Source organism: Sphingomonas sp. GC_Shp_3 (assembly GCF_026540945.1).
Taxonomy (GTDB): Bacteria; Pseudomonadota; Alphaproteobacteria; order Sphingomonadales; family Sphingomonadaceae; genus Sphingomonas.
Map to the genome: position 1 here is coordinate 123,108 of NZ_JALNUT010000006.1, position 21,916 is coordinate 145,023.

The 21,916-nt window shown below is 66.9% G+C and carries 19 protein-coding genes; 13 read left to right on the forward strand and 6 right to left on the reverse strand.

Annotated features, from left to right (window positions below; genetic code table 11):
• The first annotated feature begins 3 nt into the window (after nt 1-3).
• From OXR00_RS13350 to OXR00_RS13375, 6 genes are all read left to right on the forward strand, one after another.
• Nucleotides 4-3,003, forward strand: coding sequence for a beta-galactosidase (locus OXR00_RS13350; protein WP_267388748.1), 3,000 nt, complete (start codon nt 4-6; stop codon nt 3,001-3,003).
• Between the two features lie 31 nt (nt 3,004-3,034).
• A complete protein-coding gene (locus OXR00_RS13355; RefSeq protein ID WP_267388749.1) occupies nt 3,035-4,147 on the forward strand; it encodes a glycoside hydrolase family 88 protein in 1,113 nt (370 codons plus the stop codon).
• Nucleotides 4,148-4,239: 92 nt separating this feature from the next.
• On the forward strand, nt 4,240-5,787 hold the full coding sequence (locus tag OXR00_RS13360) for a glycoside hydrolase family 28 protein (RefSeq protein ID WP_267388750.1): 1,548 nt from the start codon (nt 4,240-4,242) through the stop codon (nt 5,785-5,787).
• On the forward strand, nt 5,784-6,992 hold the full coding sequence (locus OXR00_RS13365; RefSeq protein WP_267388751.1) for a glycosyl hydrolase 53 family protein: 1,209 nt from the start codon (nt 5,784-5,786) through the stop codon (nt 6,990-6,992). Before OXR00_RS13360 ends, OXR00_RS13365 begins: the two co-directional genes overlap by 4 nt.
• 143 nt (nt 6,993-7,135) lie before the next feature.
• Entirely contained in the window at nt 7,136-8,668 is a 1,533-nt protein-coding gene (locus tag OXR00_RS13370; protein ID WP_267388752.1) for an MFS transporter, read from the forward strand.
• 17 nt (nt 8,669-8,685) lie between these two features.
• Nucleotides 8,686-9,870, forward strand: a complete 1,185-nt coding sequence (locus tag OXR00_RS13375) for an SGNH/GDSL hydrolase family protein (RefSeq protein WP_267388754.1) — start codon at nt 8,686-8,688, stop codon at nt 9,868-9,870.
• Here OXR00_RS13375 and OXR00_RS13380 read toward each other — a convergent pair.
• The 6 genes from OXR00_RS13380 to rhmD form a co-directional block, all read right to left on the reverse strand.
• On the reverse strand, nt 9,867-10,703 hold the full coding sequence (locus OXR00_RS13380; protein ID WP_267388755.1) for an alpha/beta hydrolase: 837 nt from the start codon (nt 10,701-10,703) through the stop codon (nt 9,867-9,869). The genes OXR00_RS13375 and OXR00_RS13380 overlap by 4 nt on opposite strands.
• A gap of 25 nt (nt 10,704-10,728) precedes the next feature.
• A complete protein-coding gene (gene rhaT / locus OXR00_RS13385; RefSeq protein WP_267388756.1) occupies nt 10,729-11,796 on the reverse strand; it encodes an L-rhamnose/proton symporter RhaT in 1,068 nt (355 codons plus the stop codon).
• On the reverse strand, nt 11,793-12,695 hold the full coding sequence (locus tag OXR00_RS13390; RefSeq protein ID WP_267388757.1) for an amidohydrolase family protein: 903 nt from the start codon (nt 12,693-12,695) through the stop codon (nt 11,793-11,795). The genes rhaT and OXR00_RS13390 overlap by 4 nt, the downstream gene beginning before the upstream one ends.
• A gap of 63 nt (nt 12,696-12,758) precedes the next feature.
• Nucleotides 12,759-13,505: an SDR family NAD(P)-dependent oxidoreductase gene (locus OXR00_RS13395; RefSeq protein ID WP_267388759.1), complete on the reverse strand. Its 747-nt coding sequence runs from the start codon at nt 13,503-13,505 to the stop codon at nt 12,759-12,761.
• The gene (locus OXR00_RS13400; protein WP_267388760.1) at nt 13,502-14,359 is read right to left on the reverse strand and encodes a fumarylacetoacetate hydrolase family protein; all 858 of its coding nucleotides are present in this window, start codon (nt 14,357-14,359) and stop codon (nt 13,502-13,504) included. Before OXR00_RS13400 ends, OXR00_RS13395 begins: the two co-directional genes overlap by 4 nt.
• A gap of 21 nt (nt 14,360-14,380) precedes the next feature.
• Nucleotides 14,381-15,574 carry an L-rhamnonate dehydratase gene (rhmD, locus tag OXR00_RS13405; protein WP_267388761.1) on the reverse strand — a complete coding sequence of 398 codons (1,194 nt, stop codon included), beginning with the start codon at nt 15,572-15,574 and terminating at the stop codon, nt 14,381-14,383.
• A 183-nt stretch (nt 15,575-15,757) separates the two neighbouring features.
• Here rhmD and OXR00_RS13410 point away from each other — a divergent pair, with 183 nt between their 5' ends.
• From OXR00_RS13410 to OXR00_RS13440, 7 genes are read left to right on the forward strand one after another with little or no spacing between them, the layout of a single operon-like run.
• Entirely contained in the window at nt 15,758-16,585 is an 828-nt protein-coding gene (locus OXR00_RS13410) for an IclR family transcriptional regulator (RefSeq protein ID WP_242149093.1), read from the forward strand.
• A gap of 24 nt (nt 16,586-16,609) precedes the next feature.
• Nucleotides 16,610-17,374, forward strand: a complete 765-nt coding sequence (locus OXR00_RS13415; protein WP_267388763.1) for an SDR family NAD(P)-dependent oxidoreductase — start codon at nt 16,610-16,612, stop codon at nt 17,372-17,374.
• Nucleotides 17,374-18,201 (forward strand): rhamnogalacturonan acetylesterase, encoded by an 828-nt coding sequence (locus OXR00_RS13420; protein ID WP_267388806.1) that lies wholly within the window; start codon nt 17,374-17,376, stop codon nt 18,199-18,201. The genes OXR00_RS13415 and OXR00_RS13420 overlap by 1 nt, the downstream gene beginning before the upstream one ends.
• Nucleotides 18,198-19,154, forward strand: coding sequence for an alpha/beta hydrolase (locus OXR00_RS13425; RefSeq protein WP_267388765.1), 957 nt, complete (start codon nt 18,198-18,200; stop codon nt 19,152-19,154). Before OXR00_RS13420 ends, OXR00_RS13425 begins: the two co-directional genes overlap by 4 nt.
• Nucleotides 19,151-19,918 carry a (Fe-S)-binding protein gene (locus OXR00_RS13430; RefSeq protein ID WP_267388766.1) on the forward strand — a complete coding sequence of 256 codons (768 nt, stop codon included), beginning with the start codon at nt 19,151-19,153 and terminating at the stop codon, nt 19,916-19,918. The genes OXR00_RS13425 and OXR00_RS13430 overlap by 4 nt, the downstream gene beginning before the upstream one ends.
• Nucleotides 19,915-21,309 carry a lactate utilization protein B gene (locus OXR00_RS13435; protein ID WP_267388768.1) on the forward strand — a complete coding sequence of 465 codons (1,395 nt, stop codon included), beginning with the start codon at nt 19,915-19,917 and terminating at the stop codon, nt 21,307-21,309. The genes OXR00_RS13430 and OXR00_RS13435 overlap by 4 nt, the downstream gene beginning before the upstream one ends.
• Complete coding sequence (locus OXR00_RS13440; protein WP_267388769.1) at nt 21,306-21,905, forward strand: LUD domain-containing protein; 600 nt, start codon at nt 21,306-21,308, stop codon at nt 21,903-21,905. Before OXR00_RS13435 ends, OXR00_RS13440 begins: the two co-directional genes overlap by 4 nt.
• The last annotated feature ends 11 nt before the right edge of the window (nt 21,906-21,916 follow it).

Sequence of the window (21,916 nt, forward strand, 5' to 3'; positions counted from 1 at the left end):
CACATGCTAACCGCCGCATTGCTCGCCGCAAGCGCTCTGCCCGGCATCGCCACCGCGCAGATCGCCCGACCGGTGTTCAACGCGCACGCGCCGGTCAGGACGTTCGGGCGCGTGTCGTACGACAGCCGCTCGCTGATGATCGACGGCAAGCGCACGATCATCTGGGCGGGCGAGTTCCACCCGTTCCGCCTGCCCAGCCCCGACCTGTGGCGCGACGTGTTGCAAAAGATGAAGGCGAGCGGCTTCAACGCAGTGTCGCTGTACTTCGACTGGGGGTATCACAGCCCCAAGCAGGGCGTGTACGATTTCAGCGGGATCCGCGATATCGACCGACTGCTCGACATGGCCGCGGAGGAAGGGCTGTACGTCATCACCCGCGCCGGGCCATATGTGAACGGCGAGCTGACGCGCGGCGGCTTCCCCGGCTGGCTGGTCAACCAGAAGGCGCGGGCGCGCACCGACGATCCCACCTACATGGCCGCAGCCGACGAGTGGCTGCACCGCATTGATGCGATCATCTCGCGCCACCAGATCAACGGCGACGGCAAGGGCCACAAGGGCACTGTCATCCTTCACCAGATCGAGAACGAACTGTCGGTGACGGGCGCGTCGCAGCGCCGCTACATGGACCACCTCTATGCCGGAGCGCGGGCGGACGGCATCAGCGTGCCGATCTTCCACAACGACCAAGGCCGCAACGGCTATTGGACGCCGCAGAGTAGCACGGTCGACAAGGTGGTGACCGGCCCCAACGACCTGTACGCGTTCGACGGCTATCCCGGCGGCACCTGCACCGTCGGCGGGCAGCCGACACGCGGATCGGCCGCGCCGGACTGGGGCTATTACGGTCCCGGCGGCGCGAAGGGCGGCGCCTCCGCCTCGCCAGACACGCCCGGCTATCTGGCCGAATTTGGCGGCGGCTGGTTCGATTACTGGGGATCGAACGGCGGGTACGAATGCAACGCGGTGCAGCGCGGCAAGCGTTTCCAGCGGGTGTTCTACGGCACCAATCTCGCCAACGGCATCGGCATGCAGAGCTTCTACATGACCTATGGCGGCACCAGCTGGGGCTGGTTGCCCGCGCCAGTGGTGTTCACCAGCTACGATTACGGCGCGGCGATCTCCGAGGCACGCGTGCTGCGGCCCAAGGCGGCGGAGATGAAGCAACTCGGCGAACTGATCGCGGTGGTGCCCGATCTCGCCGGGATGGTGCCGGCGGCGCCCGTCGCGGTGAGCGGCGGCGCGGTACAGGTCTATCATAACCGCAATCCCGAGAGCGATGCGCGCTTCCTGCTGGTGACGCACAAGCCGTCTAACGGACAGAGCAAAGACGCCTTCACGATAACTGCCGATCTGCCGGACGGGCATTATGCCTTCCCGATGCAACTGAACGGGTTCGACGCGAAGTGGCTGGTGGCAGGGGTGAACCTCGGCGGGCAGCGGCTGGTCTACTCGACGTCGGAATTGCAGACCGCGCTAACTGTCGATGGTGGCGATGTCATGCTGCTCTACGGCCGCGCCGGTGAGCCGGGCGAGACGGTGCTGCGTTACAAGACCGCGCCGAACGTCACTGTGCTGTCTGGACAGGTGACCAGCGCGTTCGATGCGGCGAAGGGCGATCTCAAGCTCGGCTACACGCACAGCGGCCTCGCCCGCGTGCGGATCAGCGGCGGCGGGCGTCCTGCGCTGACGCTGCTGCTCGGCGACGAGGGGGCGGGCGTGCAGTTCTGGCGCACCGACAGCAATGCCGGGCCGGTGCTGGTGCGCGGACCGGCGCTGGTGCGGCATGCGGTCGCCACCGGCGGCGCGCTGGCGTTGACCGGTGATACCGAAGAAGACAGCCCGCTCGAAGTCTGGGCGCCGAAGCTCGCGCGCGTGACGTGGAACGGGGCGGCCGTGGCGACCGCACGCACCGCCTCCGGCAGCCTAGAAGCGACCACGCCCCTGCCCAGCCCCGCCGCGATCGCGCTGCCGGCGCTGACCGGCTGGCGAAGCGCACCCGGCTCGCCCGAGGCGGCACCCGAATACGACGACAGCGGCTGGCAGTCGATCGACCGCCGCGCCAACGCCTCGACCACCGCCGCGCCCGATGGCCAGCCCAATCTCAGCATGGACAGCTACGGTTTCCACGATGGCGACGTATGGTATCGCGGGCGCTTTACCGGCAGCGCAGACGCGCGATCGGTGAAGTTCACTTATGGCGGCGGCGGCGCGGGCATGATGCAGGTCTGGCTCGACGGCGTGTTCCTCGGCCAGCATGAGATCCCGACCGGCCTGCCCCGCCCGATCACGCTCGGCGCCGCCGGGTTCGATCTGCCCGCCTCCGCGCAGACCGGCGCGCATGTGCTGTCGGTGATGGTGCGATCGAACGGGCATAACTGGGATCTCGATGCGGACGATTTCCACAAGGAACAGCGCGGGCTGATCTCCGCGTCGATCGAGGCACCGGGCGGGCGGTCGTTCGGCGTGCCCATCGCGTGGAAGATCCAGGGCAATCGCGGTGGCGAGGATATCGCCGATCCGGTGCGCGGCGTGCCCAACAATGGCGGCCTCGCCGGCGAACGGCTCGGCTGGTATCTGCCCGGCTTCGACGATGCGCGCTGGGCCCAGGCCGCCGTGCCCGCCGCGCGCGTGACCGCCGGCACCACCTGGTATCGCACCGGCTTCGACCTTGCCGTACCCAAAGGGCAGGACGCGACGATCGGCGTCAGCTTCGGCGACGCGAGCGCGCCACGTTCGGTGGCCCGCTATCGGGCCTTGATCTTCGTCAACGGCTGGAACATGGGGCAGTTCATCGCGCATATCGGCCCGCAGCGGACCTTCCCTATCCCGGAGGGCATCCTCAACCACCACGGCCGCAACAGTATCGCGCTGGCGGTGACGTCGGACGGCGCAGCCGGTGATGCGCTGGAGGCGGTCAAGCTGGTGACGCTGCACAATGCGCGCGGTGGCGTGCCCGTGAAGATTGTCGCCGCACCCCGGACACCCGCCGACCTCAAATAACCCTCAAGATTTATCCCCAGGAGACCCGATAGTGGCCGCGCTCACGCACGACATCCCCCGTACCGAAGTTACCCGTCAGATCGCCAAGCTGATCGACAATCTCGTCAACATCACCGACGAGACCGGCGAGTTCCTGCTCCGCCTCGAAGACGGCCGGGTGATCGACACCAAGGGCTGGAACGACTGGGAGTGGACGCACGGCGTCGGCCTGTTCGGCCTGCTGCGCTATTACGAGCAGACCGGCGATCTCGAAGCGTATGACGTCATGGTCAACTGGTTCGAGGATCGCTTCGCCGCCGGCACGCCGACCAAGAACATCAACACGATGGCGCCGTTCCTGACGCTCGCCTATCTGTACGAACAGAGCGGTGAGCAGCGCTATCTGCCGTATCTCGACACCTGGGCCGAGTGGCTGATGGCCGACGACGGCCTGCCCAAGACCGAGGAGGGCGGGTTCCAGCACATCGTCTTCAACGACGAGAACCCCGGCGAGCTGTGGGACGACACGCTGATGATGTCGGTGTTGCCGCTCGCCAAGATCGGCCAGTTGTTGGGGCGCAACCATTATATCGAGGAGGCCAAGCGCCAGTTCCTCATCCACATCAAGTATCTCTACGACACCAAGACCGGGCTGTGGTTCCACGGCTGGGACTTCACCGAGCGCCATAATTTCGCGGGCGCACTGTGGGCGCGCGGCAATTGCTGGGTGACGATCGCAATCCCCGAGATCCTCGAAATGCTCGATCTGCCGGTGGGGGATGCGTTCCGCACCTTCCTGATCGATACGCTGAACGCGCAGGTCAAGACGCTCGCCAAGCATCAGGACGAGAGCGGGCTGTGGCACACGCTGATCGTCGATCCGACCAGCTACCTCGAAGCGTCCGCCACGGCCGGCTTCGCTTATGGTATCCTGAAGGGCGTGCGAAAGGGCTATCTGCCGCGCGAATACGAGCAGGTCGGCATCAAGGCGGTGCGCGCGGTGCTGGCGAACATCGACGATGCCGGCGAGTTGAAGCAGGTCAGCTTCGGCACCGCGATGGGCAGCACGATGCAATTCTACAAGGACATCGCGCTCACCTCGATGCCGTATGGTCAGAGCCTCGCGATCTGCGCGCTCGGCGAGTTCCTGCGCAGCTACATCTGACACCGACTGCCCCTGCCCCGCCGCGTGCGGGGCAGGATTGCAAAAGGCTCCGCAACGAGGGCCGACGCCACAACCACAGAGGAGAGACCGCCGTGATCGATCGTCGTCTGCTGTTGGGAGGGGGCGCCGGATTGCTCGCCGCCACCGCTCTACCCGCCTTCGCCAAGCGCAAGCCGCTCGTTGCGGCGCTCGGCTTCGTCGATGTGCGCGATCATGGCGCCAGGGGCGACGGGGTGACGATCGATTCCCCCGCGATCGACCGCGCGATCGCCTTCGCGGCGGCGCGGGGCGGTGGCACGGTGTATTTCCCGCCCGGCAGCTACGCCAGCTATACGATCCACCTGATGAGCAACATCACGCTCCACCTGGATCGCGGTGCGGTTCTGCTCGCCGCGCCGGTGCCGATCGAGGGCACGACCACCGGCGGCTACGATCCCGCCGAACCGCAGGACCTAGCGATCGAGCCGTTCCAGGATTACGGCCACAACCACTGGCGCAACAGCCTGATCTACGGCGAGGGGCTGCACGACATCGCCATCACCGGCGAGGGGCTGATCTGGGGCAAGGGGCTGAGCCGGGGCCATCCCGATCCCGGCGTCGCACGCGCGGAGATGCCCGGCGTCGGCAACAAGGCGATCGCGCTGAAAAAATGCCGCAACGTGCAGTTGCGCGATTTCTCGGTGTTGCAGGGCGGGCATTTCGCTCTGCTCGCCACCGGGGTCGATAACCTCACCATCGACGGGCTGACCGTCGACACCAATCGCGACGGGTTCGACATCGACTGCTGCCGCAACGTGTTCGTGTCGAACTGCCGGCTAAACACACCCTATGACGATGCAATCTGCCCGAAATCGTCGTTCGCGCTTGGCTATGCGCGCGCCACCGAGAATGTCGCGATCAGCAACTGCCATGTGACGGGCGCGTATGAGGTCGGCTCGTTCCTTGACGCGACGTATCGTCCGCTGGTCAAATCGCGCGACACCTGGCTGACCGGGCGGATCAAGTGCGGCACCGAGAGCAATGGCGGGTTCAAGAACATCACCGTCAGCAACTGCGTGTTCGAGAAATGCTGGGGCTTGGCGCTCGAATCCTGCGACGGCGCGATGATCGAGGACGTGGCGATCAGCAACATCACCATGCGCGATTGTCAGAGCGCGCCGATCTACATGGTGCTCAACAAGCGGATGCGCGGGCCGCAAGGCGCGGCGATCGGCGCGATCCGGCGGGTGCTGATCGACAACCTCACCTGCATGAACGCGTCGGCATATCCTGCGCTGCTCACCGGGCTGGACAGCCGCCCGATCGAGGACGTCAAGATCAGCAACGTCTTCTTTGAGCAAGCCGGCGGCGGCGACAAGGCGATGGCGGCGCTCGTCCCGCCCGAGCTGGAGATGACCTATCCTGATCCGGATCGCTACGGGCCGCTGCCCGCGACCGGCTTCTTCGTGCGGCATGTCCGCAATCTCGAGATGAGTCATGTCGAGGTGCGCACCCGCGCGGCGGATGCGCGCGCGGGCTTCTGGTTGCGCGACGTGGACGGCTTTGACGGGTCGTTCCTCAAGGTGCCGGCTGGGGCGGCCGCGTTCCACCGCGAGGGCGTGCGCGATTTCCGCGCGATCGCGAATGGGGCGAGCGTATGACGATTGACCGGCGCGCGGCGCTGCTCGCGCTGGCGGCGGCGGGGGTGGTGCCGATGCTGCCCGCGCAGGCCGCGCCCGGTGGCCAGCGCTTCCTGCTCGGCGCGGACGTGTCGTGGCTGCCCGAGGACGAGGCGGCGGGGGCGGAATATTGGTACGGGGGCAAGCGCTGGGATCTGCTCGCGCTGCTCGCCTCGGTCGGTTTCAACGAGATCAAGGTGCGCGCGTTCGTCGATCCGTCCGCGCCGGACGGCTATTCGGCGGATGCTCCCAAGGCGGGGTGGACCAGCCTCGCCCACGCGATCGCGCTCGGCAAGCGCATCACGCGCGCCGGCATGGGATTTACCCTGTCGCTCAACTTCGCGGATAACTGGGCCGATCCGCAGGGCCAGCCCAAGGCGCTGGCGTGGAAGGATCTGCACGGCGCTGGGCTCCAGCAGGCGGTGCATGATTATGCGCGCGCGACACTCGCCACGGTGCGGCGCGCGGGGCTGCGGCCAACGATGGTCTACGTCGGCAACGAGACCACGTTCGGGATGCTGTGGCCGGACGGCCGCGTGCCGCTGTCGCGCGCCACCGGCAACCCGGTGACCGACAAGACGCACCTCGACCCCGGCAAGGTCGGCGGGATGGACGGGTTCGCCGCGCTGCTCAAGGCGGCGATCGCCGGCATCCGCGCCGCCGATCCCGCCACGAAGATCGTCGTCCACAATCATCTCGGCCGGCATTGGCTGATCCTGCGCGATTGGGTGGATGCTTTGCGCGCGCATGATGTACCGTTCGATGCGGTGGCATTGTCGTGCTACCAGCAGGCGGCGGAGGGGGATTGGGCGACGAGCTTCACCAACTTCTGCACCCGCTATCCCGGCACCGGGCTGATGGTGGCGGAATATTCGAGCCGCAAACGCTACCTCAACGATCTCGTCCATGATCTGCCGAACGGTCAAGGCTGGGGCACGTTCATCTGGGAGCCGGTGCACTATCAGGAGGCGATCTTCGACAAAGACGGTCGATCGGCCGGCGAAGGCCCGCGCCCGAACCTGATCTCGCAAGGCATGAACAGCGCTGAGGCACCCGGCGGCGGCGCGCCCAAGCCGGTGAAGCCGGAGCCGAAGCATTTCGGCGTTGGTGGCCGGTTTGAGGGGAATGCATTTCTGGACCTGTATCGGCGCATTGCCACGGATTATGGTTTGCGCACCGCTTCCTGAGCCTTCCGTCGAGTAACGAGAAGAAGAGCGTCCCCATCGCTTGCACATGTTCCACATATTGCTAGTATGCGCCACATAATGACGGCTTAGCCGCACATCATACGCAGGGTCCTGCGTGAAATCGCAAAGCGCGGGAGCGGACGATGGCAGAGCCACACGGTATGACAGCGGCGACCGGCCCCCGGCCGGTCAAGCTGGTCAACTACCTCGCCTACGGGTCGAACGACGTGCTCGGCGCGGGATCGATGGCGGTCATCTCCGGCTGGGTGCTGATCTTCTACACGCAGTTCTGCGGATTGAGCGCGGGCGAGGCAGCGACGATCTTCGCGGTGGCGCGCTTCCTAGATGCGTTCGCCTCGCCGATGCTCGGCTATCTGTCCGATAACTTCGGCGGCACGTGGCTAGGCCGCAAGTTCGGGCGGCGGCGGTTCTTCATCCTCGCCGCGATTCCGCTGTTGCCGAGCTTTGCATTGATGTGGCTGCCGGGGCAGACCTTCTGGTATTATCTCGTCAGCTACGTGCTGTTCGAGCTGGTCTATGCGATGGAGATCATCCCGGTCGAGACGCTCGCCGCCGAAATGTCGAGCGATTACGGCAGCAAGGCGAAGTTCGCCGGCTGGCGTATCCTGTTCGGGCAGGCTTCCGCGATCCTCGCCGGGTTCCTGCCGCTGTGGCTGATCGGCTATCTCGGGCGCGACAGTGCCGACACGTTTTTCTACATGGGCATCCTGTTCGCCGCCTTGTTCATGGCGACCGCCACCTTCCTGTACCTGTTCAGCTGGGAGCGGCACATGCCGGGCGGCATGGCCCCGGTGCGGTCCGGTGCGGCACCGACCAGCGCGTTCGCGGCGTTCAAGGCTTTGTATCGAAACCTGTTTTCGACCATGCGGATCCGGGCGTTCCGGCTGCACCTCGGCATGTATCTGGGCGGCTATATCAGCCAGGACGTGTTCAACGCGGCCTTCACGTTCTTCGTGATCTTTGCGCTCGCCGGCACGACCGCGCTCGCCTCGGGGCTGCTGGGGACGATGTATATCCTCCAGTTCGTGTCGGTGCTGCTCGCGATCAATCTCGCTTTGCGCACCTCGCCCGCCATCGCTTATCGGCTGGCGGCGGGGTTTTTTGCGGTCGGCGTGGTGGTGCTGCTCGGTCTGTGGGCGGCGGGCGTGCTCGCGTCGAGCTGGCTGCTGTGGATCCCGATCGGGCTCGCCGGGCTCGGGCGCGGCGCGCTCAACTACATCCCGTGGGCAACCTACAATTATATGGCCGACGTCGACGAGATCGTCACAGGCCAGCGCCGCGAGGGCAGCTTCGCCGGCGTGATGACGTTCGTACGGAAAGCGACGCAGGCGGTGGCGGTGGCGGGCGTCGGCTTCATCATGGAGGCTGGCGGGTTCGTCTCCAAGGCGAGCGTGCAGACACCGCAGGCGATCCTGACGATCGCGCTGCTGCTCGGCATCGGCACGATCGGACTGCTCGCGTTCGGCGTGATCGTGTCGCTGCGCTTCCGCCTCGGGCCGGTCACGCACAGGATCCTGATGGAGGAGATCGAGCACCTGCGCACCGGCGCGACCGAGCCGACCGACGCCGCACACCGGGCGGTGGTGGAAGATCTGTCGGGCTGGCGCTACGATCAACTGTGGGGCCGCAATTCGGTCGCCGCGCCTGTCGCATGACGCTGGGGAGGAATTCGATGAAAGCCGGATGGCCATTGCTGATCGTTGCCGTGGGCGCGCTGCCCATGCCTGCCGCCGCGCAATTCTGGTCCCGCAGCTGGGCGGTGGCACCGCAAGCCGCCTCCACGCGCGACCCGCTGCCGGACCTCAAGGGCAAGACGCTGCGGCAGGTCGTGCGGATCAGCAGCGGCGGCACGCGGATCCGACTGCGGCTGAGCAACGAACTGTCCGCCACCGCGCTGAAGATCGGTAGCGTGCACGTCGCGCTGGTGGACGCCGGCGGCAGGATCGTACCCGGCAGCGATCGTGCGGTCACGTTCGGCGGCGTCGCCGCGCCGGTGGTACCGGATCGCGCGCCGCTGGTGAGCGATGCAGTCGCGCTCCGCGTCACCCCGCTCGCGCATATCGCGGTCAGCCTGTACTTCCCGGACGGTGCCGCGGATGCGACCGTGCACGGCTATGCCGCCGCCACCGCCGCGATCGCAAGCGGCGACCAGACCGCCGCCGCGACGCTGACCGACGCGACGCCGTTCAAGCAGCGCATGATCGTCGACGGAATCGATGTCGAGACTGCGCGGCCCGGATCGACGGTGGTGGCGTTCGGCGATTCGATCACCGATGGCGTGCGCGCCACAGCGGATGCCGACACGCGCTGGCCCGACGATCTTGCCGCCGCGCTTCAGAAGGCGGGGCGCGCGGATGTCGGCGTCGCCAATCTCGGCATCAGCGGCAACCGCGTGCTGGCCGAAGGCGCGGGCCCCAACGCGCTCGCCCGGTTCGATCGCGACGTGCTGGCGACCCCCGGCGTCAGCCATGTCATCGTGCTGGAGGGCGTCAACGATATCGGCGGCGCAACCCGTGACAAGACGCCGATCCCGACCGCCGCCGACCTGATCGGTGCGTATCGCCAGATGATCGCGCGCGCGCACGACAGGCATGCGAAGATGATCTTCGCGACGATCCTGCCGTACAAGGGTGCGGGCTACTGGGGCGCGGAGGCGGAAGGCGTGCGCAAGCAAGTCAACGCCTGGATCCTCACCAACCACGAAGCGGACGGCGCGGTCGATTTCGCGCGTGCGGTGGCCGATCCGGCCGATCCCGACCGGTTCGCGCCCGCGTATAACAGCGGCGACGCGCTTCACCCCAACGATGCGGGCTTCCGCGCGATGGTCGCCGCGATCGACCTCAAGCTGCTGCGCTAGTCCAGAAAGCCGACCTGCCGCAGCCATGCCTCGCATAATGTAGGCCATACCGAAACCGGCAGTCCCGGCGTATCGAGCGCGAAGCCGTGCGGCGCATCGCCAAACACGTGGAGTTCGGCCGAGCCGCCTTTCGCCTCTAACGCAGCGTGCAGCCGGCGTGCGTTCTCGACCGGGACGACGGGATCGTTGCCGGCATAGACGATGAACGCCGGCGGCGGTTTATCCAGCAACCGCGCGTCGGGCTGGAGCCGGTCGTACATCGCCTGTTTCTCGACCGGCGGCAGCGGCGGCTTGTCGGCGACGATCTGCCGCCCGGCGGCGTTGGTGGAGATCGGCGCGTAGCCGATCACCAGCACGTCGGGCGGCGCGATCGGCTCCCCGCTCCATTCCGGCGGATATTCGGCGGCCAGGCAAGCGGCGAGATGCCCGCCCGAGGACAGGCCAACCACGCCCAGCCCCTTCGCCGCCGTCCCGCTCGCGCGGATCGCCGCCAGCGCCGCGCGGGCATCGTCCAGCGGCGCGGAGAGGCCGTGTTCTGCGTTCGGGAAGCGATGCACCAGCACGTATGCGACATAGCCGAGCCGGTTCAGCCAGCGCGCCACCTGCACGCCCTCGCGCCCGACCATCAACTCGACGTAGCCGCCGCCGCCGAGCACCAGCATCGCCCGGCCATTGGGTCGTTCGGGCAGATAGCCGAACAGCCGTGGCTCCGCGACCGTCTTGACCACCGACGCCGTGGGTGCGGCGTCGGGATTGGCGAGCGTGAAGGCGACGGGAGCGTCGCCCGCGCCGTCCATCCGTAGCGTCAGATCCGCGCCGAGCCGGTGTTCCATCGCAATCCCCTTCGTTTGGTCGGCCTTATGCGGCGAGGCTGTTGCCGTAGCCGATCACCACCGTCGCCAGCACGAGCAGGCCTATGCCGCCCCACACCATTGCACGCACGCGCGGCGCCGCCGCCTTCCACTCGTTGAAGGCAAAACCCCACAAAGTGCCGAAGATGATGATGCTCGCCATGTGCAGCGTCCAGCTCGAAAAGCCAAAGCGGCCCATCTGGCTTTCGCCCATCGTGTAGAAGAAAAACTGGAAATACCACATCGTGCCGGCGAGCGCGGACAACAGATAGTTCTTGGCGAGCGGCGCGCCCGCCGCGACCGCGCCGCGGCCGAGCCACTGGCCGGCGCTGCGGTTCTTCGCGATCAGCCACGCGCACCACAGGCCGTTGGTGACGAGCCCGCCGAACATGACGAGGCACAGGATCGGCAGGCCGGTCCACAGCGGGCCGGTGCCGGCCTGCGCGGAGATCGCCTTGATCGGCTCGCCCGCGGCAAGGCCGAACGCAAAGCAAGACGACATGATGCCGGAGAACACCGCGACGGCAACGCCCTTGCGGAAGTTGAATTCGGCGACCGTTTCGGCCTTCTCCGCATCGCTCAACGCCGCATCCTTGCGCGCGCCGGCGAAGGCAACGACGCCGATCCCGGCGAGCGTTATGGCGAGGCCGAGCAGCACGATCAGCCCGGATGGCGTATCGAGCAGCTTGGCGGCGAAATCGCCCTGCACCAGCGGCGGGATCAGCGTACCGAACACCGTGCACAGCCCAAGCACCACCGCCATGCCGAGCGACAGGCCGAGATAGCGCATGGTGAGCCCATAGGTCAGCCCGCCGAAACCCCACAGCAACCCGAAGAACACCGGCCACAGCAACGTCGGCGTGGGCGCCCGTCCCAGCACGCCGAGCAGATCCTCGGTCTGGACGGACGCGAAGAACCACGGCGCAAGCAGCCAGGAGAAGATGCCCCCGGTCAGCCAGTAGATTTCCCACGACCACCGCTTCACGCCGCGATACGGCACGTAGAAGGTCGCCGACGAGAAACCGCCGAGCCAGTGGTAGATCACGCCGATCAGCGGGTTCGGGGTGCCGTTCATAGTGTCAGGCCCAGTCGATAGATGCGGTTGGCGTTGGCGGCGAACAGCGCGTGCTGTTCTTGGCCGCTGAGGTCCGAGACGATCCCGGCATAGGTGTCGAGATGCTGGGCGAAGCTGCCGAACAGTTTGTCAGTCGGAAAATCGCTGGCGAACATCGCGCGGTTCGTACCGAACAGGTCGATCGCGGCGCGGATCTGGTCGCGCGCGAGGTCCGCCGTCCAGCGCCGATCGCTGAAGCCGATGCCGGAAAGCTTGACGGAGACGTTGGGCAATGCGGCGAGCGCGGCCATGCCGGCGCGCCACTCGGCCTGTTCGCCCGGCACCATCATGCCCATGTGGTTGATGATGACCGGCGTTTCGGGGTGGCGCTCAATCAGCGGCACGAGACCTGCGAACTGGCCGGCATAGGCTTGCAGATCGAAGCTGAGGCCATGTCTGCCGAGCGCTGCGAAGCCCGCCGCCCACGCTTCATCCTGCGTCACGTCGCGCGGGGTGTAGGTGCGGTTGGCATCCGCATGCCAGTTGACGATGTGGCGAATGCCGCGAACGTTCGGGCGCTTCACATGCGCCGCCAGCAGCGCGTCCACATCGGGATCGTCGAGCGCCGCGAACGCGACGATCGCGTTCGGCATGCCGCGTTCATCGGCGATACCCTGCAACCAGTCGGTTTCCGCCAGCGCATCCTCGGGGTGCGCGCCGGCATCGACATGGACGATACCGCGCACGTCCCAGCCGGCGGCATCGGCGAGGTAGTCGTCGAGCCGGTACGTCTTCGCGATCGGCTCGACGCTGCCGTTCGGCCCGGCGTCGCTGAACGGCGGGGTCAGCCACGCATAGCGCAGGTGCGCCAGATCCCACAGATGGACATGCGCGTCGACGAAGGGCCGTGTGTCAGGCAATGCGCTCTCCCAGGGCAAGCAGAGGGCGCGCCGCCTCTTGGCGGACGGTCGCGCACCGGTCGGTCAGAAGGTGGTGCGGCCGCCCGACGTGTCGAACGTGGAGGCGGTGGTGAAGCTGCACTCCTCGCTCACCATGAAGCACACCATCGCCGCGCTCTCGTCGACTTCGCCGAGGCGACCCATAGGGATCTTGGAGCGCATGTAGTCGACCTGGCTTTGCGGAAGCTGCGCTAGGATCGGGCTTTCGAACGTCGCCGGGGTCAGCGCGTTGGCGATCACGCCCTTTTCCGCGAGTTCCTTGCCGAGCGACTTGGTGAGGCCGATCACGCCCGCCTTGGAGGCCGAATAGGCCGAGGCGTTGGGATTGCCTTCCTTGCCCGCCACCGAGGCGAGGTTGGCGATGCGGCCGTAGCCGTTGGCGATCAGGAAAGGCACCACCGCGCGGCAGCAATAGAACAGGCCGTTGAGGTTAATGTCGATCACCCGCTTCCAGCTATCGAGCGGAAACTCGTGCACCGGCGCGGTCGCACCGGTGATGCCGGCCGAATTGACGAGGATGTCGATCTTGCCGAGCGCGGCGTTCGCGGCGGCGGCCGCTGCCTCGACCTGCGCCTGATCTGACACGTCGAGCGCGTACACATCGGTCGCGCCGGTTTCGGCCTTGGCCGCTTCCAGCGCGTCTGCGTTCACGTCCCACAGCACGGCCTTGCCACCCTCCGCGACGATGCGCTTGGCGACGGCCCTGCCTAGGCCCGACGCGCCGCCGGTGACGATCGCGCAGCGGCCCTCAAAACGTCCCGCGTAGTTCATGCCAGCGTCTCCGCGCCGAGCTGTTTCCATGCGACCACCTGCTGGCGCTGCGTGCCGAGCTTGTCGATCGCCAGCTCCATCACGTCGCCAGCCTTGAGGTAGATCGCTTCCGGCTTCTTGCCCTCGCCCACGCCCGGCGGGGTGCCGGTGATGACGAGATCGCCCGGATACAGCGTGATATATTCGCTGACATAGGAGATGAGCTGCTTCACGTCGAAGATCATCGTCTTGGTGTTGCCGGTCTGCACCCGCTCGCCGTTCACGTCGAGGCTCATGCCGAGATCCTGATGGTTACCCACCTCATCCGGCGTGACCAGCCACGGGCCGGTCGGGCAGAAGGTGTCGTGGCCCTTGCCCTTCGACCACTGGCTGCCGCGCTGCTTCTGGTTGAAGCGCTCCGACACGTCGTTGACCAGCGTGAAGCCGGCGACGTGATCGAGCGCCGCATCCTCCGACACGTAGCGGCAGGTCTTGCCGATGATAACGCCGAGTTCGACTTCCCAGTCACCGTGCGTCGAACCCTTGGGCAGCATCACGTCGTCGTTCGGGCCGGACAGGCTCGACAATGCCTTCATGAACATCATCGGTTCGGTCGGGATCGGCAGGTTCGATTCGATCGCATGGTCACGGTAGTTGAGGCCGATCGCGACGATCTTGCCGATGCCCTTGATCGGCACGCCGTAGCGCGGCGTCCCCTCGACGACCGGCAGCGACGCGGCGTCGGCGGCGAGCGCCTGCGGCAGCGTCTCGATGGTGAGTTCGGGGATCACGCCCGACAGGTCGCGGATGGCGCCATCGGCATCGACGATGCCCGGCTTTTCCTGGCCCAGCGGGCCGAAGCGGCAGAGTTTCATGGGTTTGGTCTCGCTTGTGGATCAGTGGATGTAGGGGCGGTGCTTGGCGATCTCGGCGTTCCATTCGACGCCGAAGCCGGGCTTGTCGAGCGCGCTTGCCTTGAGGCGGCCGTTCTGCGGCACCGGTTCGTCGAGCAACTGCGGGGCGAACATCGGCACCACCTCGGTCGGGCCGGGGTGCATCATCAGGAACTCGGCGAACGGCGAATTGTGGCGGGTGATGACGAAATGGTAGCTGTAGACCGACGATCCGTGCGGCACGACCATCTTGCCCTTGGCATCGGCGAGCGCGCTGATCTTTATCAGCTCGGTGATGCCGCCGCACCAGCCCACGTCGGGCTGGATGATGTCACAGCAATCCATCTCCATTAGCATGCGGAAGCCCCAGCGGGTCGCCTCATGCTCGCCGGTGGTAACGAGCATGCCCTTGGGCACGTTGCGCTTCAGTTCGGCATAACCCCAGTAATCGTCGGGGCTGATCGCCTCCTCGATCCATTTGAGGCCGTATTTGTGCGCCGCAATGGCGAGGCGGGTGGCGTACTCGACATCAAGCGCCATCCAGCAATCCCACATCAGCCAGAAGTCCGGCCCGACCTTCTCGCGCATATCGGCGAGTTCGGCGATGTTCTTCTTGAGGCCCTCGACGCCCTCCGCGGGTCCGTGGTGGAGTGCCATCTTGCCGCCGATGAAACCGAACTCCTTGGCGAGATCGGGGCGTGCGCCGGTCGCATAGAATTGCAGCTCGTCGCGCACTGCGCCGCCGAGCATATGATACACCGGCTCCTGCCGCAGCTTGCCGAGCAGATCCCATAGCGCCAGATCGACGCCCGAAATCGCGTTGATGACGAGGCCCTTGCGCCCGTAATATTGCGTTGAGAAGTACATCTGATCCCAGATCTTCTCGTACTCGAGCGGCGAACGCCCTTCTAGGAAGCGCGCGAGGTGTTTCTCTACGATGTAGCACGCCGGCTCGCCGCCGGTCGTCACCGCGAAGCCGACCGTGCCGTCCTCCGCCTCGATCTCCACCACCAGCGTGCCGAGCACGTTGATGCCGAAACTCTGCCGGCTCTGGCGGTATTCGGGATAGCGGCTCATCGGCGTGGCGATGTGATTGTCGATCCAGTGGCCTTCGCCCTGATCGTGATAATCGGCACCGCCGCCGCGTACCGTGAAGGCGCGAACATGCTTGATCTTCGACAGGGTCTTCAACGTCACCAGCTATCTCCCGACAAGGGCAATGTGTTCATATCCAGAATGTGAAAGGAATCGCCAGCCGGTTTCACATTATGATACATTGATCCCGCAAGTGGACGTTGCGGGACCGTGTGGATCAAAAAGCGGCTCTGCTCCCCCGGTTTACTGTTTACTTTCTCACTTTATGGGATAGGATATTAGGTGATGAGACAAGGCGCGTCAAATGAAGAATCCGAAGGCGGCGAGGAACGCTCCAAGATTCAAGGCAGCCAGACGCTGCTGCGTGGCCTCGACATGCTCGACAAGGTGATCGACGGGCCGATCAAGCTTGCCGATCTGTCGGCGGCGATGGGGCTGACCCGCTCCACCACGCACCGGCTCGCCAATGCGCTCACCGATCGCGGCTTCCTCACCTTCCTGCCGCGCGAGGGGTATCAGCTCGGGCCGAAGCTGTTGCAGCTCGGCTTCCTCGCGCAAAGCCAGGCCGACGTGGTGCAGATCTCCCGCCCACGACTGGAGGAGCTTGCCGCCAGGAGCGAGGATACCGTGCATCTCGGCCGGCTCGATGTCGATCTCGCGCTGTACCTCGACAAGATACCGGGCCGGCGCCGCGTCGATATCTCCAGCCGGATCGGCGATCGCCACCCGCTCACCTCCACGGGGCTTGGCAAGGCGCTGCTGCTCGACACGCCGGAAAGCGCGTGGCGCGGCCTGTTCGAAACCTCGCGGCAGCACGGTGCGCCGGTTACCGATTACGACGTCTGGGCGGAACGGATGCGCGGCTATGTCGCCAGCGGCCACGCTTACGATCTTGAGGAGAACGAGGATCTGGTCCGCTGCGTCGCCGCTCCGGTGCGCGACGCGTCCGGTCGGATCATCGCCGCGATCAGCCTGTCGAGCGCGGCGCAATATCTCGACGACGACCGCATGAGCGCGATCAGCCAAGACGTGCGTGAGACCGCCGAGCAGATCAGCGCCGACCTCGGCTGGATCGCCGGCACCCGACCTCCCCGCCGCCTCCCGCGGCGCTAAACACCCGAGAAGGAACGCGCACCAATGAAGCTGCTCGAAGGCAAGACCGTCCTCGTCACCGGCGCATCGACCGGTATCGGCCGCGCCGCCGCGATCGGTGCGGCGCAGCATGGCGCCGATGTCGTCATCAACTATCACAGCCGTGACGACGATGCCGAAGCGTGCGTGGCGGCGATCGAGGCGACCGGTCAGCGTGGCCTTGCGGTGAAGGGCGACGTCGCCCTGCCCGAGACGGCGAAAGAGTTCGTTGCCAAGGCGGTCGAGCGGTTCGGCAAGGTCGACGTGATGGTCAACAACGCCGGCATCTGCCCGTTCCATGCCTTCCTCGACATGCCGGTCGAGACGTTCGAGCGCACCATGCGCGTCAACATGCACGGCGCGTACTTCATGGTACAGGCCGCCGCGAACCAGATGGTCGCGCAAGGCAACGGCGGGTCGATCGTTGCGGTGTCGTCGATCTCCGCACTCGTCGGCGGCGAATACCAGACGCATTACACGCCGACCAAGGCGGGCGTGCATTCGCTGATGCAGTCCACCGCGATCGCGCTCGGCAAGCACAAGATCCGCTGCAACTCGCTGCTGCCCGGCACAATCCTGACCGAGATCAACAAGGAAGACCTCGCCGACACCAAGAAGCGCGAGGCGATGGAAGGCCGTGTGCCGCTCGGCCGGCTGGGCCAGCCCGAGGATATGGTCGGGCCGATCGTGTTCCTCGCCTCCGACATGGCGGCATACGTCACCGGCGCGGCGCTGCTGGTCGATGGCGGCCTGTTCGTGAACCTCCAGTGATGCGCGCGCGCCGCACCGCCCTGCTCGCCGCCGCTGCCGCGTTGCTGGTCGGCGCGGCGCCAGCGCCCGACCCTGCCCCGGCGCCGGTGTTACCGGGTTTCGGCAAGATCCTGATCGCCAGCGATTCCACCGCGTCGGTGTATGGCGAGGATCGCTATCCGCAGACCGGCTGGGGGCAGATGCTGCCGTGCGCACTCGACGCCGGCACCGAAGTGGTCGACCTCGCCATGGCGGGACGCAGCACCAAGACGTTCATCGGCGAGGGCCGCTGGGACGGGCTGATGGCGCGCGTCCAGCCGGGTGACGTAGTACTGATCCAGTTCGGCCATAACGACGCCTACAAGGCCAAACCGGAACGCTATGCCGATCCCGCAACCACCTATCGCGACAATCTGCTGCGTTTCATCTGGCAGGTGCGCGGCGCGCGGGCGATCCCGGTGCTGGTGACCCCGGTCGGTCAACATATGTTCGGCCCGGATGGCAAGGCCAAGGCGAACTTCGCCGACTGGTCGGCGGTGATGCGTGAGCTTTCCACCACCACGCAGACGCCGCTGATCGACCTTGAGGGATTGTCGCGCGCGTGGCTGGACCAGACCGGTGAGGCGGCTTCGCGCGGCTATTACCTCCACGCTCCCGCCGGTGCGTTCCCCGGCTTCCCCAAGGGGATCGACGACGACACGCATTTCAGCGAGCTGGGCGCGCGACGTATCGCTGATCTCGTCGCCGGTGCGTTGAAGGGACTGAACCTGCCGCTGTCGGGGCATGTGCTGGCCGAGCGCCCGCTGTTGCTGCGCACCACGCCGCTAGGCCACCGGGGATGCCAATGACGATTCATCGCAGGACGTTGATCGCCGGCGGCGCAGCGCTCGGCCTCGCCGCTGGCGCGGCGCGCGCCGCGACGCCGGCTCCGGGCGAGACGCTCAGGCTTTGGCCGGCGGGCCCGCCCGGGGGCGTGCCGGCCGGCCTAAGGCAGGAGGACACCAACCCACTTAACAAGGCAGGCGTGCCGCAGCTGCACGTCGCGCATACCACCAATCCGACACTGACCGTACAGCGTGCCGCCAAACCGAATGGCGCGGCGCTGCTGCTGATCCCCGGCGGCGGCTACCGTTTCGACTCGCTCCAGCATGAGGGGTTCGACGTCGCCGCGCGGTTGGCGCAGGATGGCTATACCTGCTTCTCGCTCACCTACCGGATGCCCGCCGATGGCTGGAAGGCTGGCCCCGAGGCACCGCTTCAGGACGCGCAGCGGAGCTTACGCATGGTGCGTTCGCTGGCCGCGAAATACGGTTATTCGGCGGACCGGATCGGCGTGGTCGGTTTTTCGGCAGGCGGGCATCTCGCCGGCTGGCTGAGCACGCGCCAGTCGCTCGCCACCCAGGCGGTAAACGATGCGATCGATCGCGAGCAGCTCTCACCCCGCGCCACCGCGTTGATCTATCCGGTCATCACCATGACCGGGCCGTTCGGGCACAGCGGCTCGCGCATCGAACTGCTCGGGCGCGATGCCAGCGTAGAACAGCGCCGCGCCTATTCGCTGGAAAACGGCATCGAGCCGACCGCCCCGCCGACCTTCCTCGCGCAGGCGATCGACGATCAGACGGTGCCGGTCGAGAACAGCCTGATGATGCTCGCTGCGCTCCGTGCCGCGAAGATCCCGACCGAGGCGCACCTGTTCGAAACCGGCGGGCACGGCTTCGGCCTGACGCTGCCCGACGGCACCGCCTCGCCGTGGCCCGACCTGTTCAACATCTTCGCCAAACGTCACGGATTGCTGTGACGACGCCCGCCCCCTCCCCGCGTGTCGCGTTGTTCGTGACGTGCCTGGTCGATCTGATCCGCCCGCAGATCGGCTTCGCCGCGCTGCGCACGCTGGAGGCGGCGGGCTGCACCGTGGTGGTGCCGAGCGGGCAGACCTGTTGCGGCCAGCCCGCGCTCAATTCCGGCGCGCGCGACGAGGCGGTCGCCATCGCCAAGCGCACCATCGCGCTGCTGGAAGGGCACGACGCGGTGGTGGTGCCCTCCGGCTCCTGTGCGGCGACGATCCGCGTGCATTACCCCGAACTGTTCGAACATGACGCCGCGTGGTTGCCCCGCGCCGAGGCGGTCGCGGCGAAGACCTACGAGATCATGGCCTATCTCGACGAGGTGCGCGGCTGGCGGCCCGACACCACGCTCGCCGCCACCGCGACCTATCACGACAGTTGCTCGGGCCTGCGCGAACTCGGCGTCAAGGCGCAACCGCGCCGGCTGCTGCGCGGGGTCGAAGGGCTCACCCTCAAACCGCTCAAGGGCGAGGAGACGTGTTGCGGGTTCGGCGGCACGTTCTGCGCGAAATACCCGGCGATCTCCAACGCGATCGTCACCGAGAAGGCCGATGCGATCGATGCGAGCGCGGCCGACCTGCTGCTGGCGGGCGATCTCGGCTGCCTGATGAACATGGCGGGCAAGCTCCACCGCGAAGGATCGGGCGTGCGCGCGTTCCACGCGATCGAGGTGATCGCCGGCATGGGCGACGGCCCCGCGATCGGCGAGGACGCATGAGCGCGACCGCCTTCACGCGCCGCGCCGATGCCGCGCTTGCCGATCCGATCCTGAAGATCGCGGTCGAGCGCACCGCCGGCAACGCCGTGGCGAAACGCGCGATCGCGGTGGAGAACTTCGCGCATTTCGAGGAGGCGCGCACCCGCGCCGCCGCGATCAAGGATCATGTCGTCGCGCACCTCGGCCACTATCTCGAACAGTTCGAGGCGGCGGCGACGGCAGCGGGTGCGCAGGTGCATTGGGCGCGCACCGCCGATGAAGCCTGCAAAATCGTCGTCGACATCTGCAAGGGCGCCGGCGCGAAAACGGTAGCACGATCGAAGTCGATGATGGGTGAGGAGATCGGCCTGCCGCACGCGCTGGCGGAAGCCGGCATCGGCCGGATCGAGACCGATCTTGCCGAGCACATCATCCAGTTGGCGGACGAGCGCCCCTCGCACATCGTCTGGCCGGCGATGCACAAGACCAGCGAGCAGGTCTCCGCGCTGTTCAAACAGCATCACCTCGAGCCCCATGCCGAGGAGACGATCCCGGCTATGGCCGAGAGCGCACGCCGCCATCTGCGCGACGGGATGCTCGCGGCGGATGTCGGCATCTCCGGCGCGAACTTCCTGATCGCGGATAGCGGTGCGGTGTGCACCGTCACCAACGAGGGTAATGCCGAACTATCGCTGGTGCCGCCGCGCGTGCATATCGTGACGGCGGGGATCGAGAAGCTGGTGCCGTCGATGGGCCATGCTGTGCAGTTGCTGCGGCTGCTCGCACGCTCCGCGACGGGCGCGACGCTGACGCAATATACCACCTTCTACACCGGGCCGAAGCGCGCCGCCGATGCCGATGGCCCGGACGTGATGCACATCGTGCTGATCGACAACGGCCGCTCCGCGATGCGCCACGATGGGCTGGCCGAGATGCTGCGCTGCATCCGCTGCGGGGCGTGCATGAACCATTGCGTGGTGTTCCGGCAGATCGGCGGCCATGCCTATGGCGGCACCTATCCGGGGCCGATGGGCGCGGTGCTGACGCCGGCGCTCGATGGGCTGGCGAAGAACCGCGATCTGCCTAACGCCTGTACCCTCAACGGCAAATGCCAGGAGGTCTGCCCGGTAAAGATCCCGCTGCCGACGCTGCTGCGCGGCTGGCGCGAGCGGAGCTGGCGCGAGGGGCTGGAGCCGGTCAGCGTGCGGCAGGGCATCACCGCCTGGGCGTGGGTGGCGCAGCGGCCCCGCCTGTACCGGGCGGCGGTGCGTGCAGCGATCTTCGGCATGCGGCGGTTCGGGCGCGGCTGGATACGGGCGTTGCCGATGGCGAGCGGCTGGACCGCGCACCGCGACCTGCCCGCCCCGGCGGCGGAAAGCTTCATGGCGCGCTACGCAAAGGGCGAGCGATGAGCGCGCGGGGCGACATCCTCGCAAAGCTCGGCACCGCCGCGCCACCGCCGGGCGCGGCCGACGCGTTGCTCGCCGATCCGGTGCGGCCGGTAGTGGCGGGCGATCTCGTCGCGACCTTTCTCACCGCGCTGGAACTGCCGGCGAGCGGCGCGACGCACGACCGGATTGCCGACCTCGCCGATCTACCGCGCGCGGTGGGGGCGTATCTGGACGGGCATGAGCTGGCACGCGCGGTCTATCTGCCGCCCGATCCGCGTCTTGCCGCCGATTGGTCCGGCTTCACGCTCAGCCCGGCGATCGCGCCCAACGAGCCGACCGTGCTGGCGGTGGCGCGGCTCGGCATCGCCGAGACGGGGTCCTTGGTGTTCGAGACCGGGCCGAGCGCGCCAATGCTGCCGAACTTCCTCGGCCTGCACCATATCGTCGTGCTGCCGGTCACTGCGGTAGTCGCGCATCTGGAGGATGTCGCGCTGCCGGGCGAGCAGCCGCGTGCGCATTACTGGGTGACCGGCGTCAGCGGCACCACCGATATCGAGGGGCAATATATCCGCGGCGCGCACGGGCCACGGTTTCTGCACGTGGTGCTCGCAGGGTAACGCCTTCCCTG

Coding starts and splice junctions, on each gene's coding strand:
- OXR00_RS13350 (WP_267388748.1), top strand. CDS start 4: ATGCTAACCGCCGCATTGCTCGCCGCAAGCGCTCTGCCCGGCATCGCC.
- OXR00_RS13365 (WP_267388751.1), top strand. CDS start 5,784: ATGACGATTGACCGGCGCGCGGCGCTGCTCGCGCTGGCGGCGGCGGGG.
- OXR00_RS13370 (WP_267388752.1), top strand. CDS start 7,136: ATGGCAGAGCCACACGGTATGACAGCGGCGACCGGCCCCCGGCCGGTC.
- OXR00_RS13375 (WP_267388754.1), top strand. CDS start 8,686: ATGAAAGCCGGATGGCCATTGCTGATCGTTGCCGTGGGCGCGCTGCCC.
- OXR00_RS13380 (WP_267388755.1), bottom strand. CDS start 10,703: ATGGAACACCGGCTCGGCGCGGATCTGACGCTACGGATGGACGGCGCG.
- rhaT (WP_267388756.1), bottom strand. CDS start 11,796: ATGAACGGCACCCCGAACCCGCTGATCGGCGTGATCTACCACTGGCTC.
- OXR00_RS13395 (WP_267388759.1), bottom strand. CDS start 13,505: ATGAACTACGCGGGACGTTTTGAGGGCCGCTGCGCGATCGTCACCGGC.
- OXR00_RS13400 (WP_267388760.1), bottom strand. CDS start 14,359: ATGAAACTCTGCCGCTTCGGCCCGCTGGGCCAGGAAAAGCCGGGCATC.
- OXR00_RS13410 (WP_242149093.1), top strand. CDS start 15,758: ATGAGACAAGGCGCGTCAAATGAAGAATCCGAAGGCGGCGAGGAACGC.
- OXR00_RS13415 (WP_267388763.1), top strand. CDS start 16,610: ATGAAGCTGCTCGAAGGCAAGACCGTCCTCGTCACCGGCGCATCGACC.
- OXR00_RS13420 (WP_267388806.1), top strand. CDS start 17,374: ATGCGCGCGCGCCGCACCGCCCTGCTCGCCGCCGCTGCCGCGTTGCTG.
- OXR00_RS13425 (WP_267388765.1), top strand. CDS start 18,198: ATGACGATTCATCGCAGGACGTTGATCGCCGGCGGCGCAGCGCTCGGC.
- OXR00_RS13435 (WP_267388768.1), top strand. CDS start 19,915: ATGAGCGCGACCGCCTTCACGCGCCGCGCCGATGCCGCGCTTGCCGAT.
- OXR00_RS13440 (WP_267388769.1), top strand. CDS start 21,306: ATGAGCGCGCGGGGCGACATCCTCGCAAAGCTCGGCACCGCCGCGCCA.